The following is a 16,444-nucleotide window of genomic DNA, read 5'->3' as shown; positions in this document are numbered from 1 at the left end:
GCGTCGCCACGGCGCGGGACTCCTCGTGGACGTCCGGTGACGGCTCGGTGAGCGTGCGACGGGCGGCCGAGGGACCCGCCGTGCGCACGCCGCCGGGGTGGGATGATGGTCAGGTGAGCACCCCGATCAGTCTTGGCATGCCGCAGGCGCCCGCACCCGTCCTCGCCCCGCGGCGAGCGTCCCGCAAGATCCGCGTCGGCAAGGTCGAGGTGGGCGGTGACGCCCCCGTGTCGGTGCAGTCGATGACGACGACCCCGACGACCGACATCAACCGGACCCTGCAGCAGATCGCCGAGCTCACCGCGTCCGGGTGCGACATCGTGCGCGTCGCGGTGCCCACCCAGGACGACGCCGAGGCGCTGCCCACGATCGCGCGCAAGTCGCAGATCCCCGTCATCGCCGACATCCACTTCCAGCCGAAGTACGTCTTCGCGGCCATCGACGCCGGGTGTGCCGCGGTCCGCGTGAACCCGGGCAACATCCGCAAGTTCGACGACCAGGTCAAGGAGATCGCGCAGGCCGCGACCGACGCCGGCGTGTCCATCCGGATCGGTGTGAACGCCGGCTCGCTCGACCCCCGGCTGCTGGCGAAGTACGGCAAGGCCACGCCCGAGGCGCTCGTCGAGTCGGCCGTGTGGGAGGCCTCGCTGTTCGAGGAGCACGGCTTCCGCGACTTCAAGATCAGCGTCAAGCACAACGACCCCGTCGTCATGGTGCGGGCCTACGAGATGCTGGCCGAGCGGGGCGACTGGCCGTTGCACCTCGGCGTCACGGAGGCCGGGCCCGCGTTCCAGGGCACCATCAAGTCCGCGACGGCGTTCGGGGCGCTGCTCAGCAAGGGCATCGGTGACACGATCCGGGTCTCGCTGTCCGCACCTCCCGTCGAGGAGGTCAAGGTCGGCATCCAGATCCTGCAGGCCCTGAACCTGCGGCCCCGCAAGCTCGAGATCGTCTCGTGCCCGTCCTGCGGCCGTGCGCAGGTCGACGTGTACACGCTGGCCGAGAAGGTCACCGCGGGCCTCGAGGGCATGGAGGTGCCGCTGCGCGTCGCCGTCATGGGGTGCGTCGTCAACGGTCCCGGTGAGGCCCGTGAGGCGGACCTGGGCGTGGCGTCCGGCAACGGCAAGGGCCAGATCTTCGTCAAGGGCCAGGTCATCAAGACCGTGCCCGAGTCGATGATCGTCGAGACGCTCATCGAGGAGGCCATGCGTCTCGCCGAGACGATGGACCCGGTCGAGTCGGGCGAAGGCAGCCCCGTCGTCAGCGTCGGCTGAGCGCCGCCGGTGGTGCCGACGGGCGGGCGTGCCGCCCGTGCGACAGGTGGGTGTGACGTAGGGCACAATCGGCCCATGGTGGTGCCGCCGGCGACGACGCTCTCGGGACGCACCGGCGCGGTCGTCCTGGGCGACGCCGACGTCCCGGCGGCCCTCGCCGTCTGTGCGACCGACCCCGTCGGCTCGGTGCTCGCCTCGAGCCGCCTGGAGCAGGCCACGTCGACCGGTCTGCGCCGTGCAGGCGGGGAGCTGTGGGGCTACTCGGAGGACGGCGTCCTGCTGGCGGTGTGCTGGGTGGGGGCCAACCTCGTGCCCGTCGTCGGGACGCTCGACGCCGACGTCACGTCCCGCGCGCTGGCGGCCTTCGCGGAGCTCGGCAGGGCACGAGGGCGCCGGTGCTCGTCCATCGTGGGGCCGGCGGACCCCGTGCTCGGGCTGTGGTCACGGCTGCGTGGTGCGTGGCCCGTCGAGCGCGAGGTGCGCGCGCACCAGCCGTCGATGGTGCTGGACGGCGCACCGCTCGTGAACGCGGACCCCCGCGTGCGCAGGTCGCGCTCGGAGGAGTACGACCTCGTGCTGCCGGCGTGCATCCGGATGTTCACCGAGGAGGTCGGGTACTCGCCGGCGAGCGGGCCCGGGGGGCCCTACGAGGTCCGGGTGCGTCGCCTCGTCGACGACGGCCGCTCGTTCGTGCTGGTGGACCGCGTCGGCGGCCTGCGTCGGCCGCGCGTCGTGTTCAAGGCCGAGGTGCCTGCCGTCGCGTGCGGCGTGGCGCAGGTGCAGGGCGTGTGGGTCGACCCCGAACGGCGTGGCGAGCGACTGTCCGAGAGTGGCATGGCGGCTGTGGTGCAGGCCACGCGCGCCGAGATCGCACCGGTGGTCTCGCTGTACGTCAACGGCTACAACACGCGTGCCGTGCGCGCCTACGAGGCGGTCGGGTTCCGCGAGGTCGGCGCGTACGCGACCGTGCTGTTCTGAGGCGGGCGGCCCGTCCTGGGACGGGCGGCGACGTCGCGCGTCAGAGTCGCTCGGCGCCGGGGCGAACCTGCCACCAGCGCAGCAGGCCGGCGGCCGCCGCGCCCGACGCCAGCGCGATGGTCGCGGCGAGCCAGGGGTGCGCGACCACGGCGGCGCGGGCACCCAGGGCGGCGACGACCACCACGGCCACCAGGGCCACCACCGTCCCGACGCGGCCGACGCGCGTGCCGCGTGGACGGACGTCGTCGGTCGTGCGCAGGCTCAGCTGCACCCCCACCGTGACGGCGACACCCAGGATCATCAGAGCCCACCCGCCGATGCCCTGTCCCGCACCCACGAGGGCCAGGCCACCGACCGAGCAGGCGGTCGTGAGCCCGCCGGCCGCCGCGAGGCGGACCGGTGGGTGGGCGGCGCGCGACGGAGGAGCAGTCGCGGTCATGGGCTCACGCTAGCGAGCGCGCCGCCGGTCCGGGGGGCGTTCCGGTCAGCGCAGGAGGCGGGACATCCGCCGGTCGGCCAGCGGCTTGCCACCCGTCTGGCACGTCGGGCAGTACTGCAGGGACGAGTCGGCGAAGGAGACCTCGCGGACGGTGTCGCCGCACGGCGTGCCGTCCCAGCCCGGGCACGCCTCGCCCGTCCGGCCGTGGACGCGCATGCCGCGGCGCTTGGCGTCCTTGAGCTCGGCGGCGGGGCGTCCGGTCGCGGTGGCGACCGCCTCGGTCAGCACCGCCCGGATCGCGCCGTGCAGGGTGCGGGTGCGGGCCTCGTCGTAGGACCGGGTGGGGGCGAACGGGCTGGTGCGCGCGACCAGCAGGATCTCGTCGGAGTACGCGTTGCCGATGCCGGCGATGGTCCCCTGGTCGCGCAGCAGCCCCTTGACCTGCTGGTTGCGTGCCGCGAGCAGCTCACCGAGCCGCTCGGGGGTGAAGTCGTCGGACAACGGCTCGACGCCCAGCGTGGCGATCTGCGGCACGTCGGACGGGTCCGCCACCACGTGCACGGCCAGGCGCTTGCGGGTGCCGGCCTCCGTGAGGTCGAACCCGGACCCGTCGTCGAACCCGACGCGGAGCGCGATCGGCGACTTGCCGGGACGTGCCGGACGCTCCGGGAGCGCGTCGTACCAGCGCACCCACCCGGCACGCGACAGGTGCCACACGAGGTGCAGCCGCCCGTCGGCGGGGGAGTCGACCACGGTGTCGAGCCACTTGCCGTGCCGTGCGACGTCGGCCACGGTCCCGCCCCGCAGCGCCGTCGGCGGCGGCCGGAACGTCTTCAGCGCGCTGATCGCGGCCACCTCGACGCGGGTCACGGTACGGCCGACGGTCCGCCCGCGCAGGTACTGCGCGAGCGCCTCCACCTCGGGCAGCTCCGGCACGACCGCATCCTCGCACCGAGTGCTCGCGGCCGACAGGGGAGCGGAGGGATGCGGCGCGACCGTGCGGCCGCGCGGGCGTGGCACCGCGCCCCGCGGAGCGGGTGTCGGGACGGGCGGTCGGGCGGACTAGGCTCGTCGGCATGCTCCTGCGCATGTCCACGCTGTTCGTCCGCACCCTGCGCGAGGACCCGGCCGACGCCGAGGTCGCCAGCCACCGGCTGCTCGTGCGCGCCGGGTACATCCGCCGCGCCGCTCCCGGGATCTACACCTGGCTGCCGCTGGGTCTGCGGGTGCTCGGCAAGGTCGAGGGCGTCGTCCGCGAGGAGATGGCGCGGGCCGGGGCGCAGGAGGTGCACTTCCCCGCGCTGCTGCCCAAGGAGCCGTACGAGGCGACGGGGCGGTGGGCGGAGTACGGGCCCAACATCTTCCGGCTGAAGGACCGCAAGGGCGGTGACTACCTCCTCGCTCCCACGCACGAGGAGATGTTCACGCTCCTGGTGAAGGACCTGTACTCGTCGTACAAGGACCTCCCGCTGACCCTCTTCCAGATCCAGACCAAGTACCGGGACGAGGCCCGGCCCCGTGCCGGGCTCATCCGGGGTCGCGAGTTCGTCATGAAGGACGCCTACTCCTTCGACGTCGACGACGAGGGCCTCGCGGCGTCGTACGAGGCGCAGCGCGACGCCTACGAGCGGATCTTCCGACGCCTCGGGCTGGAGTACGTCATCGTCGCGGCGACGTCCGGCGCCATGGGCGGCTCCCGGTCCGAGGAGTTCCTCACACCGACGGCGATCGGTGAGGACACGTTCGTGCGCTCGCCCGGCGGGTACGCGGCCAACGTCGAGGCCGTGACGACCGTGGTCCCCGAGGCGCTGGACTGGTCCGACGCGCCCGCGGCCCACGTGGAGGACACGCCCGACACGCCCACGATCGACTCGCTCGTGGCGTTGGCCAACGAGCGGCTGCCGCGTGCGGACCGGCCGTGGACGGCCGCGGACACGCTGAAGAACGTGGTGCTCGCGCTCGTGCAGCCGACCGGGGAGCGCGAGCTCGTCGTGATCGGGCTGCCCGGTGACCGCGACGTCGACCTCAAGCGGCTCGAGGCGACCGTCGCACCCGCCGAGGTCGAGCCCGCCGGCGACGCGGACTTCGCAGCGCACCCCGAGCTGGTGCGCGGCTACATCGGCCCCTCGGCCCTGGGGCCGAACGTGCCGGTCGCCGAGGGTGCCGAGCGCACCGCCGTGCGGTACCTGCTCGACCCTCGCGTCGTCCCCGGGACCCGGTGGATCACGGGTGCGAACGAGCCCGGGCGTCACGTGTTCGACCTCGTCGCCGGACGGGACTTCACCGCGGACGGCACGGTCGAGGCCGCCGAGGTGCGCGCGGGCGACCCGGCGCCCGACGGCACGGGCCCGCTCGAGCTCGCCCGTGGCATCGAGATCGGTCACATCTTCCAGCTCGGCCGCAAGTACGCCCAGGCGCTGGGTCTGACGGTCCTGGACCGCAACGGCAAGGCGCAGGTCGTCACGATGGGCTCGTACGGCATCGGCGTCACGCGCGTGCTCGCAGCCCTCGCCGAGGCGAACCACGACGACCGTGGGCTGGCCTGGCCGGCCGACGTCGCGCCCGCGCACGTGCACGTGGTCGCCACGGGCAAGGACGCCGCCGTGTTCGAGGCGGCCGACGCGCTCGCGGCGACCCTCTCGGCACGCGGCGTCGAGGTCCTGTACGACGACCGCCCCAAGGTCTCGCCCGGCGTCAAGTTCGCCGACGCGGAGCTGCTGGGTGTGCCGCTCGTCGTCGTGGTCGGGCGCGGGCTGGCCGACGGGGTCGTGGAGGTGCGTCCCCGTGTCGGCGGCACGTCCGAGCAGGTGCCCGTGGCGACGGCCGCGGACCGCGTGGCGGAGCTCGTCGACGAGCTGGTCGCCGGCTGACCCGCTGGGGTCGAGGAGCCCCGGCCGCGCGGAGCCGGTCGCGTCAGCGGACGGGGGTCGTCGCGAGCTCCGGCATGCCCGGGAAGGGGACGGGTGCGGCGCCCCACGCGACGGCTGCCGCGGTCGCCGTGCGCAGCGAGTCGACCGCGTCGATGCGGCCACCCGCCGGGGCGGACGCCACCGCACCGGCGCTCGCGTCGGCCACGGCCTGCTCGAGGCTGCGGGGCAGGGCCTGAGCGACGGCGGGGTCGTCGAGCCCTGCGGGCAGGGCGTACGCCGCCCGGCGAGGGTCGGCGGGTCGTCCTGCGACGTCCGCGGTGCGCGCCCAGGCGTCGGACGCCGCCCGATGGCGGGCTGCGGCCTCCAGCATCGAGGTGCGTGCGGCGTCGCTGCTGCGGGCCGCCAGGACGGTGAAGGCCCAGGCTGCCTCGTCGTGCGCGAGGGCGAGCGCCGCCGCACCCTGCGCGCCTGCAACCGGCTCGGTGTCCGGCGAGGTGGCCTCGCCCGGCGCGGTCGTCGCGGACGGCGCGCCGGGGTCGCTCGTCGAGGTGGCGTCCTGCGGTGACGCGTCGCCGTCGGCACTCGTCGCCGGGGCGGGCCGGGGGACACCGCTGACGGCCGCGAGACGGTCGGCGAGGGAGTCGCGGGCCACCGCGACCGACGCGACGAGCCGCGCGAGCTCGCGGTCCGGCACGGCGTCCGCGTCGCTCGCGGCACGCGCGGCGTCGTCCACGAGCGCGGCGAGCAGTGCCGTGACGTCGGTCACCACCGGCGGCGTCGGCGAGGGCGAAGCCGAGGGTGACGGGTCCGGCAGCCTGGAGTCGTAGACCCCGCCCAGCTCTTCCGCGTGGCGGGTCGAGAAGGCCGCGACGTCGTCGAGCACCACGCGCACCTGGTCGTCGACGGGACCCGCGGCCGCGGCCGTCGCACCGTCGGCCAGGTCGAGCGCATCGGCCACCGTGCGGCCCCGGACCTGCTCGATCGCGTCCGGTGACGGTTCCGTGGGCGGCGGCGTCTCGAGCCGCACGCCGCACCCGGCCAGCACGACCGCGCACGCGACGACCGCGGTGAGGACGCGCGAGCGTCGCGCGGACGACCGCGCTGGACGGGGACGGGACGACGAGGTCAGGTGACTGGGCATCGGGCGCGATCCTGCCACGCCGCTCGCTGCGCACGCCGCAGGGTCGGACCGGCGGTCGGGAGTCGTTACGCTGGTGGGACAACGTCACAGGGTCGCCGCCTGCGCCCCATCGTGCAGGAGAGTCGACAGGAGGCCAGGTCATGGGCGCGCCATCCACCGCACCGCGGGTGCGGGAGATCGTCGAGGCGGCCGTGACGGGTGCGGGCCTGCTGCTCGACGACCTCGCGATCGCCGGCAGCGGGCGCAGCACCGTCGTGCGCGTCACCGTGGACCTCGCGGACGACGACGACGGGACGCTCGACCTCGACCGTGTCGGTGACGTCACCCGGGCCGTGTCGGACGCGCTCGACGCGACCGACGCGCTGCCCGGTGCCTACACGCTGGAGGTGGGCAGCCCCGGTGCGGAGCGTCCCCTGACCTTGGCGCGCCACTGGCGGCGGGCACGCGGCCGCACGGTCGTGGTGCGGCGCACGGACGGCGGCTCCCTCACGGGCCGCTTGGTGCAGGTCGCGGACGGGGACGCGCCGGACCTCGTCGTGGTGCCCGTCACGGCGCCCGGCAAGGGCCGTCGCCCCGTCGAGGGCGCGCCGGTGACGTTGACGTGGGACGACGTGCGCGACGCACGTGTGCAGGTGGACCTCGCCGCGGTTCGCGACGACGAGGCCGACGACGACGCCGGCCTCCGGGACGGCGCAGGGAGGGGCTGACGTGGACATCGACATGCAAGCGCTGCGACTCATCGAGCGCGAGCGGGAGATCAGCCTCGACGTACTCGTCGAGGCCATCGAGCAGGCGCTGCTCTCGGCCTACCACCGGACGCCGGGCGCGCAGGCGCGTGCCCGGGTCGAGCTCGACCGCCGCACCGGGCACGTGACGGTGTGGGCGCGTGACCCGGCCCCGGAGCAGCCGGCACCGGACGAGGCGACGGGCGACGACGCCGCGGAGGGCGACGCCGCAGTCGACGGTGCCCCGGCCGCAGCCGTCGTGCCGCCCGCACCCGAGATGCCGGAGTACGACGACACCCCGGCCGGGTTCGGTCGCATCGCGACCGCCACGGCGCGGCAGGTCATCGTCCAGCGCCTGCGCGACGCCGAGGACGACCAGGTCCTCGGTGCCTTCCGCAGCAAGGCCGGCGAGGTCCTCGGCGGTGTCATCCAGCAGGGTCGCGACCCGCGGACCGTGCTCGTCGACGTCGGGGGTGTCGAGGCGGTCCTGCCCGCGCACGAGCAGGTGCCGGGCGAGCGGTACGTGCACGGCGAGCGGCTGCGGGCCCTCGTGCTCGACGTCGCGCGCGGTCAGCGCGGTCCGCAGATCACGCTCTCGCGCACGCACCCGAACCTCGTGCGCAAGCTGTTCGCGCTCGAGGTGCCGGAGATCGCCGACGGGACCGTCGACATCACCGCGATGGCTCGCGAGGCGGGGCACCGCACCAAGATGGCGGTGCGTGCCAACGTCGCCGGCGTGAACGCCAAGGGCTCGTGCATCGGTCCGATGGGCGGTCGCGTGCGTGCCGTCATGGCGGAGCTGCACGGCGAGAAGATCGACATCGTCGACCACTCGGACGACCCGGCCGAGATGATCGCCCACGCGCTGTCGCCCGCCCGTGTGCTGAGCGTGACCATCGTCGACCCCGTCGCCCGGGCGGCTCGGGTCGTCGTCCCGGACTACCAGCTGTCGCTCGCCATCGGCAAGGAGGGGCAGAACGCCCGCCTGGCCGCCAAGCTCACGGGCTGGCGCATCGACATCCGGTCGGATGCCGAGCCGGCCGCCGGCACTGCGCCCGCCGCGCCCGCGCAGGGCGGCAGCGACCCGGGGCCGGGGGCGTCCGGTCACGTCCGGTGAGCAGGCACGGTAGACTCATCGAGGCTGGGCCGGGTGCCCGGCTCTCCTCGCCGATCAGGCGGACCCCCGATCCCGCGCCTCCGGTGCTCGAACCGGGTCCCGTCCGCACGTGCGTGGGGTGCCGAGCGGCCGGCCTCAGGTCGGCCCTGCTGAGGGTGGTGCTGTCCGACGACGGCGCGGGAGATCCCGTGCTCGTGGTGGACGAGCGCCGCCGGATGCCGGGCCGGGGTGCGTGGCTGCACCCCGACCAGCGTTGCCTCGAGCTCGCCGTACGACGGCGGGCGTTCGGACGGGCGCTGCGGTACACGGGCCCCCTGGGGACCGAGGCCGTGGAGCGCGCCGTGACGCGGCTCGCCGCGCAGGTCCAGCCACAGCACAGCACCACGGTGCCGGAGCCGACTCCGGTGCCGACCGTCGACAGGGAAAGCGGGTTGGAAGCCGATGGCGACCCGATGAGCACGCACCGATGAGTACCCAGCGATGAGTACCCAGCACTAACGACGGTCCGACCCTGTCCAGGGCGGGCCAGGACAGGAGAGATGTGGCCAAGGTCCGCGTCTACGAGCTCGCGAAGGAGCTCGGGGTCGACAGCAAGACCATCATGACCAAGCTCAACGAGCTCGGAGAGTTCGTCCGCTCGGCGTCATCGACGATCGAGCCCCCCGTCGTGCGCAAGCTGCGCGACACGTACCCGGTCGGCGGGTCCGGCAGCAGCCGGTCCGCCGCGCCCGCACGCCCTGCCGCCCCCAAGGCGCCCGCGGCTCCCGGTGGCACGGCCGCGCCGGCCCCCGCGCGACCCGTGGCTCCGGCCCCCGCCGCTCCGGCGCCGGCCGCTGCTCCGCAGGCACCCGCACCGCAGGCACCTGCCCAGCAGGCACCCGCAGCGCAGGCACCTGCCCAGCAGGCACCCGCAGCGCAGGCGCCCGCCCCGCAGGCACCCGCCCGGCAGGCACCTGCCCCGCAGGCACCTGCCCCGGCCGCGCGTCCCGCGCCGGCCGCGCAGAGTGCTCGTCCCGGTGCGCCGCGGCCCCCCCAGGCCGGTGGCCAGAGCGGCGGCGCCCGTCCCGGTGCGCCGCGTCCCCCGGCACGTCCGGGCAACAACCCGTTCGCTCCCGCGCAGGGCATGCCCCGCCAGGGCGAGCGTCCCGGCGGCCCGCGCTCCGGCGCCCCGCGTCCCGGCAACAACCCGTTCGCGCCGTCGCAGGGCATGCCCCGCCCCGGTGACCGTCGACCGGCCGAGGGTGCGCCCGCGGCCGCGGCGGGGGAGCGTCCCGGTGGGCCGCGCCCTGGTGGGCCGCGTCCCGGTGGGCCGCGTCCCAACCCCGGCATGATGCCCGGCCGCACGCAGAGCGGTGTGGGTCGTCCCGGCGAGCGTCCGGCTCCGGCCGGTCGCGGCGGCGGCGCAGGTCGCGGCGGCTACGCCGGCGGCGGTGCCGGTCGTCCCGGCGGCGGTACCGGCCCCGGTGCGGGCGGCGGCGGCTTCGCCGGTCGTCCCGGCGGTGGCGGTCGTCCCGGCGGCGCCGGTCGCGGCTCCACGCAGGGTGCGTTCGGTCGCGCCGGTGGTCGGCCCGTCCGCGGACGGAAGTCGAAGCGCGCCAAGCGCCAGGAGTTCGAGCAGATGCAGGCGCCGTCGCTGGGCGGCGTGTCCGTCCCGCGCGGCAACGGCAAGACGGTCGTCCGCCTGCGTCACGGCTCGTCGCTCAACGACTTCGCGGACAAGATCGACGCGAACCCCGCGTCGCTCGTCACCGTGCTGTTCCACCTCGGTGAGATGGCCACGGCGACGCAGTCGCTCGACGAGGACACGTTCGGCACGCTCGCGACCGAGCTCGGCTACATCATCGAGATGGTCTCGGCCGAGGAGGAGGACCGCGAGCTGCTCGGGGCCTTCGACATCGACCTCGACGCCGAGCTCGAGGCGGAGGGGGACGACGACCTCGTCGCGCGTCCGCCCGTCGTCACCGTCATGGGTCACGTCGACCACGGCAAGACCAAGCTCCTCGACGCCATCCGCTCCACGGACGTCGTCGCGGGCGAGGCCGGTGGCATCACCCAGCACATCGGTGCGTACCAGGTCCGCACGGAGCACGAGGGTGTCGACCGGGCCATCACGTTCATCGACACCCCGGGCCACGAGGCGTTCACCGCCATGCGTGCCCGTGGTGCCCAGGTCACCGACATCGCGATCCTCGTGGTCGCGGCGGACGACGGCGTGATGCCCCAGACGATCGAGGCGCTCAACCACGCGCAGTCGGCCAACGTGCCGATCGTCGTGGCGGTCAACAAGGTGGACAAGGAGGGGGCCAACCCCGACAAGATCCGCCAGCAGCTCACCGAGTACAACCTCGTGGCCGAGGAGTACGGCGGCGACACGATGTTCGTCGACGTCTCCGCCAAGCAGCGCATGGGGATTGACGAGCTGCTCGAGGCGGTGCTGCTCACCGCGGACGCCGCCCTCGACATGCGTGCCAACCCGGACAAGGACGCGCGCGGTGTCGCGATCGAGGCGAACCTCGACAAGGGCCGCGGTGCCGTCGCGACGGTGCTGGTCCAGTCCGGCACGCTGCACGTCGGTGACGCGATCGTCGCCGGCACGGCACACGGCCGCGTGCGCGCCATGCTCGACGAGCACGGCGAGACCGTCTCCGAGGCGGGCCCGGCCCGTCCGGTGCAGGTCCTCGGGCTGTCCTCGGTGCCCCGCGCCGGCGACACGTTCCTGGTCGCGCCCGACGAGCGCACCGCTCGGCAGATCGCCGAGAAGCGCGAGGCGGCCGAGCGTGCCGCCCTCCTGGCCAAGCGCCGCAAGCGCATCAGCCTCGAGGACTTCACGCAGGCGCTGCAGCAGGGCAAGGTCGAGACGCTCAACCTGGTCCTCAAGGGCGACGTGTCCGGTGCCGTCGAGGCGCTCGAGGACGCGCTGCTCAAGATCGACGTCGGCGACGAGGTCGACCTGCGTGTCATCCACCGCGGTGTCGGTGCGATCACGCAGAACGACGTCAACCTGGCGACGGTCGACAACGCGATCATCATCGGCTTCAACGTGAAGCTGGCGCCGCGTGTCGAGGAGCTGGCGGACCGCGAGGGCGTCGACGTGCGCTTCTACTCGGTCATCTACCAGGCGATCGACGACGTCGAGGCGGCCCTCAAGGGCATGCTCAAGCCGGAGTACGAGGAGGTGCAGCTCGGTTCCGCCGAGGTGCGCGAGGTCTTCCGCTCCTCGAAGTTCGGCAACATCGCCGGGTCGATCGTGCGCTCGGGCGAGATCCGCAGGAACACCAAGGCGCGCGTGCTCCGCAAGGGCAAGCTCGTCGCGGACAACCTCACGATCGAGTCCCTCAAGCGGTTCAAGGACGACGCGACCGAGGTCCGCGAGGGCTTCGAGTGCGGCATCGGCCTCGGGTCGTACAACGACCTGCAGGTCGAGGACGTCATCGAGACGTTCGAGATGCGGGAGAAGCCGCGGAAGTGACTTCCGTTGCCCGGGGGTGAGTCGATCGGCTCACCCCCGGGCGGCCTCGGGGAGCGGTGCGACGGGCCACGGCCCGGCGCGCCGCTCCCTGCGGCCACCCCCGTCAGTCGTCAGACCCTCGCGCCCCCGGGCGCAGGGCTGGAAGGAAGGCAGGACCATGGCCGACTCAGGGCGGGCACGCAAGCTGGCGGAGCGGGTCCAGCAGGTCGTCGCGCAGATGATCGACACGAAGGTGAAGGACCCCCGGCTCGGGTTCGTCACGGTGACGGACGTGCGTGTCACCGGTGACCTGCAGCACGCCGACGTGTACTACACGGTGCTCGGGGACGACGAGGCGCGGCAGGGGTCCGCCCAGGCGCTCGAGAGCGCCAAGGGGCTCATCCGCTCCGAGGTCGGCAAGCAGACGGGCATCCGCCTCACGCCGACGCTCGCGTTCCACCTCGACGCGGTGCCGGAGACGGCGGCGCACCTCGAGGAGGCGCTCGCGGAGGCAGCGCGTCGTGACGCGGAGGTCGCACGGCTCGCCGCGGCCGCGCGGTACGCCGGTGACGCCGACCCGTACCGGCGCCCCGAGGACGCCGACACGGACCAGGACTGAGCCTCGGACGGATCAGGACCGAGCCTCAGGCGAACCACTCGCGCACGCGCTCGGCGATCGCCCGTTCGAACACGTCGTCGTCGTGCCGTCCACGCAACCACCCCTGGAAGTAGCCTCCGACGCACGCGTCGAGCTCCTCGCGGCAGCCGTCCGTGTCCTGGACCGCTCGCAGCAGCATGGACTGCGCCTGCGCGGGGTCGCCGTACAGGAACGGGTAGCGGGTCGGCAGGATGGCCCGCGCCCACGCGAGGTCGGGGAACACCCCGACCGCGCCGGCGACGAGCGCCTCGACGTACTCCAAGCCGTAGGACTCGTCGACCGACGTCGCGAGGAAGGCCGTCGTGCGTGACAGGGCCTGCCAGTACGACTCGCGGTCGGACGTCAGAGGGCCCACCCACGTCCAGTCGTGGCGTGAGAACCGCATCGCGAGCTCGCTCACGAGGTGCTGCTCGTGCAGCCGCATCTCCACGATGAGCGGCGTGCGTGCCCGCACCTGCTCGACCACGTCGACGAACAGGCGCGGCTGCTTGCGTTCCGACAGGTAGATCGCGGGGTACAGCACCACGGGGACGTCGGCCGGCGTGCGGGGTCGCACGTGCTCGAGGCGGATGCCGAGGTCGACCCATGCCATCACCGCGCGCTCCGCGAGCGGCGGCACCGTGAACATGCGCACCACCTCGCGGATCTCGGACGCCGTGCGCTCGGAGTTCGCGAACGTCGGGAACAGCGCGCACGACAGCGCGAGCGAGGACCGGGCGACGCGGTGGGTGTGGTGGGTCCCGACGTTCCACCACAGGAAGTTCATGATCCTCGGCTCGCCGCCGTCGCGGGCCAGCCTGCGCCACAGGTCGGGGGAGTCGAGCACGTCCATGTTGAGGACCACGGTCGAGTCCGTGTCGAGGTCCGCCAGCGGGACGACCGGTACGGGGCCGCTGCGGGCCTCGTGCCCCACGAGCACGGCGTCCGGGAAGACCCGCAGGAGCCGTCGCACGAGCGTGGCCCCCGCGTCGTGGCCGGTGACCCGCCCGTCCTCGTCGAGGACGGGCAGGCCGACGGGGTTGGTGTACGCGATCGCGATCTGCATGGTCGTGCCCCTCACCGGGCGGGTACGGGCGTCGGGGCCTGGTCGGGCACGTCGCTGGGCGTGTCGTCCTCGACCTCGGGGGCGCCGTCGTCGCAGACGTCGGCCGTGCCGCCCGGCGCGGTGACGCGAGGGAGCGAGGCTCCCGGTGCGCTGTCGTCGTCCGGCTCGGTGGGCAGGGGCGCGGGCCCGCCGTCGTGCGAGCGGCCGATGCGCATCCCGTAGAACGAGCGGTGGACGCACCACAGGGACACGGCCGCGAACACCACCGCGAGCACCAGCACGAGCGTGCCCTGACCCTGGTGGCGGAGCGAGACCGCGAGCTCGACGGCGAGCAGGCCGAACAGCGTCGTGAACTTGATGACGGGGTTCAGCGCGACCGACGACGTGTCCTTGTAGGGGTCGCCCACGGTGTCGCCGACGATCGACGCGTCGTGCAGCGGAGTCCCCTTGGCGTTGAGGTCGACCTCGACGATCTTCTTGGCGTTGTCCCACGCACCGCCGGCGTTCGCCATGAAGATCGCCTGGTAGAGGCCGAACACCGCGATCGAGACGAGGTAGCCGATGAAGAAGAACGGCTCGACGAACGCGAACGCGAGGGTCGTGAAGAACACGCCGAGGAACATCGTGAGCATGCCGCGCTGGGCGTACTGCGTGCAGATCCGGACCACCTCGCGCGACTGCTCGGGGCTCGCGTGCGTGACGCCGTCGAGGCGGATGGTGTCCTTGATGTACGCGACCGCACGGTGCGACCCCGTCGTTACGGCCTGGATCGAGGCACCCGTGAACCAGTAGATGACGGCGCCGCCGGTGACGAGGCCGAGCAGGAACGGCGGGTGCATCAGGGACAGGTGGTCGAGGTCGACCGTCAGGCCCTCCGTGAGCGACATGATGATCGAGAAGATCATCGTCGTCGCACCGACTACGGCGGTGCCGATGAGCACGGGCTTGGCGGTCGCCTTGAAGGTGTTGCCGGCGCCGTCGTTCTCCTCGAGCATCCGCTTGGCACGGTCCCACTGGGGCGCGAGGTCGAAGTCGCGGCGCAGTTCCGGCTCGATCCCGGGCAGGTCCTCGATGGTCGAGAGCTCGTACACGCTCTGCGCGTTGTCCGTGACCGGGCCGTAGGAGTCCACGGCGATCGTCACGGGGCCCATGCCGAGGAAGCCGAACGCGACCAGCCCGAACGCGAACACCGCAGGTGCCGACATGAGCTCACCGAGCCCCAGCTCGGACAGGCCGTACGCACCCGTCATCAGGGCGACGATCGCCATGCCGAGCCAGTAGGCCGAGAAGTTGCCGGCCACCAGCCCCGAGAGGATGTTGAGCGACGCGCCTCCCTCGCGCGAGCTCGTGACGACCTCCCGCACGTGCCGCGAGCCCGTCGACGTGAACACCTTGACGAGCTCGGGGATGAGCGCGCCGGCCAGGGTGCCGCACGACACGATCGCGGCGAGCTTCCACCACAGCCCCTCGGCGTCGTCGAGCGGTGACATGACGTACCAGGACGTCGCGAAGGTCAGGACGGTGCAGACGACCGACGTCAGCCACACGAGCGTCGTCAGCGGCGTCTCGAAGTTCATGCGTGCCGCGGTGGCGTAGCGGCGCTGCGTCCACCGGTCGTTCAGCAGGTACGACGCGCCCGAGGCCACGACCATGACGGCGCGCACGACGAACAGCCACACGAGCAGCCCGGCCTGGACCGCCGGGTCGTGGACGGCGAGGAGCACGAACGTGATGAGCGCGACACCCGTGACGCCGTACGTCTCGAACCCGTCGGCCGACGGGCCGACCGAGTCCCCCGCGTTGTCGCCCACGCAGTCGGCGATGACGCCGGGGTTGCGCGCGTCGTCCTCCTTGATCCGGAACGCGATCTTCATGAGGTCGGAGCCGATGTCGGCGATCTTGGTGAAGATGCCGCCGGCGATCCGCAGGCCCGCGGCTCCCAGGGACTCGCCGATGGCGAACCCGATGAAGCACGCGCCCGCGACGGTGGGCGGCAGGAACAGCAGGATCACCAGCATGAGCAGCAGCTCGAGGCTGATGAGGACCATGCCGATGGCCATGCCGGACTGCAACGGGATGCGGTGCACGGGCAGCGGGCGTCCGGACAGCGACGCGAACGCGGTCCGCGAGTTGGCGAACGTGTTGACGCGGATGCCGAACCACGCGACGGCGAACGAGCCGGCCATGCCGATCAGGGAGAAGGCGACGACGATGCCGACCTTGCCCCAGCCGAAGCCGACGAGGGCCTTGTAGTAGACGATGATGACGGTGGCGATGAACGCCCACAGCATCAGCAGGAACCGACCCTGCTGCGCGAGGTAGGTGCGGCACGTGGCGTAGATGAGCTCGGACACCTGGCGCATCGAGTCGTGCACGGGCAGCCGGCGCAGTCGGCCCAGCGTGACGCCGCCGAAGACCAGCCCGAGCGCGCACACGACGAGCCCGAGCGTCAGCAGCGTCCGGCCGGGGACCCCGCCGAGCGCGGACATCGCGCCGAGGTCCGGGAGCACGAGGCTCGCCTCACCGCCGTGCACCGTCGACGACTGCTCGTCACCCGGCGGAGCGGCGCACCCCGCGAGGAGGAGGGCCCCGGCGGCGAGCGGGGCAGCGGCGCGGCGTCGGCGCGAGGGCCGACGCACGGAGGTGGTCTGCGGGACCTCGTCGTCCCGCGGCGCGTGTGCGTCCACCTCTCGCACGGTAGGGACCGAGCGAGGCGTCCGCCCATGACCTACGTCACGGGTGGCAGCGG

The 16,444-nt window shown here is 73.4% G+C and carries 13 protein-coding genes; 8 read left to right on the top strand and 5 right to left on the bottom strand.

Going from position 1 to position 16,444, the window contains the following annotated elements; all coding sequences use genetic code 11:
* The first annotated feature begins 137 nt into the window (after nt 1-137).
* Both ispG and IR158_RS02645 read left to right on the top strand, forming a co-directional pair.
* On the top strand, nt 138-1,274 hold the full coding sequence (ispG, locus tag IR158_RS02650) for a flavodoxin-dependent (E)-4-hydroxy-3-methylbut-2-enyl-diphosphate synthase (RefSeq protein WP_291809543.1): 1,137 nt from the start codon (nt 138-140) through the stop codon (nt 1,272-1,274).
* A 75-nt stretch (nt 1,275-1,349) separates the two neighbouring features.
* Nucleotides 1,350-2,252, top strand: coding sequence for a DUF4081 domain-containing GNAT family N-acetyltransferase (locus IR158_RS02645; RefSeq protein ID WP_291809134.1), 903 nt, complete (start codon nt 1,350-1,352; stop codon nt 2,250-2,252).
* A gap of 40 nt (nt 2,253-2,292) precedes the next feature.
* On the opposite strand, the gene IR158_RS02640 is transcribed toward IR158_RS02645, so the two are convergent.
* Nucleotides 2,293-2,691 (bottom strand): hypothetical protein, encoded by a 399-nt coding sequence (locus IR158_RS02640; RefSeq protein ID WP_291809131.1) that lies wholly within the window; start codon nt 2,689-2,691, stop codon nt 2,293-2,295.
* A 45-nt stretch (nt 2,692-2,736) separates the two neighbouring features.
* Complete coding sequence (locus IR158_RS02635; protein WP_291809128.1) at nt 2,737-3,627, bottom strand: DNA-formamidopyrimidine glycosylase family protein; 891 nt, start codon at nt 3,625-3,627, stop codon at nt 2,737-2,739.
* 140 nt (nt 3,628-3,767) lie between these two features.
* Here IR158_RS02635 and IR158_RS02630 point away from each other — a divergent pair, with 140 nt between their 5' ends.
* The gene (locus IR158_RS02630) at nt 3,768-5,561 is read left to right on the top strand and encodes a proline--tRNA ligase (protein ID WP_291809126.1); all 1,794 of its coding nucleotides are present in this window, start codon (nt 3,768-3,770) and stop codon (nt 5,559-5,561) included.
* A gap of 43 nt (nt 5,562-5,604) precedes the next feature.
* On the opposite strand, the gene IR158_RS02625 is transcribed toward IR158_RS02630, so the two are convergent.
* Nucleotides 5,605-6,702, bottom strand: a complete 1,098-nt coding sequence (locus IR158_RS02625; RefSeq protein ID WP_291809123.1) for a DUF4439 domain-containing protein — start codon at nt 6,700-6,702, stop codon at nt 5,605-5,607.
* 140 nt (nt 6,703-6,842) lie between these two features.
* Here IR158_RS02625 and IR158_RS02620 point away from each other — a divergent pair, with 140 nt between their 5' ends.
* The 5 genes from IR158_RS02620 (at nt 6,843) to rbfA (ending at nt 12,611) form a co-directional block, all read left to right on the top strand.
* A complete protein-coding gene (locus IR158_RS02620) occupies nt 6,843-7,409 on the top strand; it encodes a ribosome maturation factor RimP (RefSeq protein WP_291809120.1) in 567 nt (188 codons plus the stop codon).
* 1 nt (nt 7,410) lies between these two features.
* Nucleotides 7,411-8,544: a transcription termination factor NusA gene (gene nusA / locus IR158_RS02615; protein WP_291809117.1), complete on the top strand. Its 1,134-nt coding sequence runs from the start codon at nt 7,411-7,413 to the stop codon at nt 8,542-8,544.
* The gene (locus IR158_RS02610; RefSeq protein ID WP_366928398.1) at nt 8,541-9,014 is read left to right on the top strand and encodes a YlxR family protein; all 474 of its coding nucleotides are present in this window, start codon (nt 8,541-8,543) and stop codon (nt 9,012-9,014) included. Before nusA ends, IR158_RS02610 begins: the two co-directional genes overlap by 4 nt.
* Nucleotides 9,015-9,085: 71 nt before the next feature.
* Nucleotides 9,086-12,013 carry a translation initiation factor IF-2 gene (gene infB, locus IR158_RS02605; RefSeq protein ID WP_291809115.1) on the top strand — a complete coding sequence of 976 codons (2,928 nt, stop codon included), beginning with the start codon at nt 9,086-9,088 and terminating at the stop codon, nt 12,011-12,013.
* Between the two features lie 157 nt (nt 12,014-12,170).
* Nucleotides 12,171-12,611: a 30S ribosome-binding factor RbfA gene (rbfA, locus tag IR158_RS02600; RefSeq protein WP_227581228.1), complete on the top strand. Its 441-nt coding sequence runs from the start codon at nt 12,171-12,173 to the stop codon at nt 12,609-12,611.
* A 25-nt stretch (nt 12,612-12,636) separates the two neighbouring features.
* Here the strand turns inward: rbfA and IR158_RS02595 are convergent, their stop codons facing one another.
* The gene (locus tag IR158_RS02595) at nt 12,637-13,695 is read right to left on the bottom strand and encodes a glycosyltransferase family 1 protein (protein ID WP_291809109.1); all 1,059 of its coding nucleotides are present in this window, start codon (nt 13,693-13,695) and stop codon (nt 12,637-12,639) included.
* 11 nt (nt 13,696-13,706) lie between these two features.
* Complete coding sequence (locus IR158_RS02590; protein ID WP_291809107.1) at nt 13,707-16,382, bottom strand: sodium-translocating pyrophosphatase; 2,676 nt, start codon at nt 16,380-16,382, stop codon at nt 13,707-13,709.
* Nucleotides 16,383-16,444 lie beyond the last annotated feature (62 nt).

The organism is Cellulomonas sp. (assembly GCF_015234515.1).
Classification (GTDB): Bacteria; Actinomycetota; Actinomycetes; order Actinomycetales; family Cellulomonadaceae; genus Cellulomonas.
The sequence above is the reverse complement of the archived record's forward strand: the minus strand, read 5'-3'. Positions and strand labels throughout refer to the sequence as shown.

Excerpts from the sequence above, each read along its gene's own strand:
- IR158_RS02595 (WP_291809109.1), bottom strand. The coding sequence starts at position 13,695 with ATGCAGATCGCGATCGCGTACACCAACCCCGTCGGCCTGCCCGTCCTC.
- IR158_RS02630 (WP_291809126.1), top strand. The coding sequence starts at position 3,768 with ATGCTCCTGCGCATGTCCACGCTGTTCGTCCGCACCCTGCGCGAGGAC.
- IR158_RS02625 (WP_291809123.1), bottom strand. The coding sequence starts at position 6,702 with ATGCCCAGTCACCTGACCTCGTCGTCCCGTCCCCGTCCAGCGCGGTCG.
- ispG (WP_291809543.1), top strand. The coding sequence starts at position 138 with ATGCCGCAGGCGCCCGCACCCGTCCTCGCCCCGCGGCGAGCGTCCCGC.
- IR158_RS02645 (WP_291809134.1), top strand. The coding sequence starts at position 1,350 with ATGGTGGTGCCGCCGGCGACGACGCTCTCGGGACGCACCGGCGCGGTC.
- rbfA (WP_227581228.1), top strand. The coding sequence starts at position 12,171 with ATGGCCGACTCAGGGCGGGCACGCAAGCTGGCGGAGCGGGTCCAGCAG.
- IR158_RS02620 (WP_291809120.1), top strand. The coding sequence starts at position 6,843 with ATGGGCGCGCCATCCACCGCACCGCGGGTGCGGGAGATCGTCGAGGCG.
- IR158_RS02640 (WP_291809131.1), bottom strand. The coding sequence starts at position 2,691 with ATGACCGCGACTGCTCCTCCGTCGCGCGCCGCCCACCCACCGGTCCGC.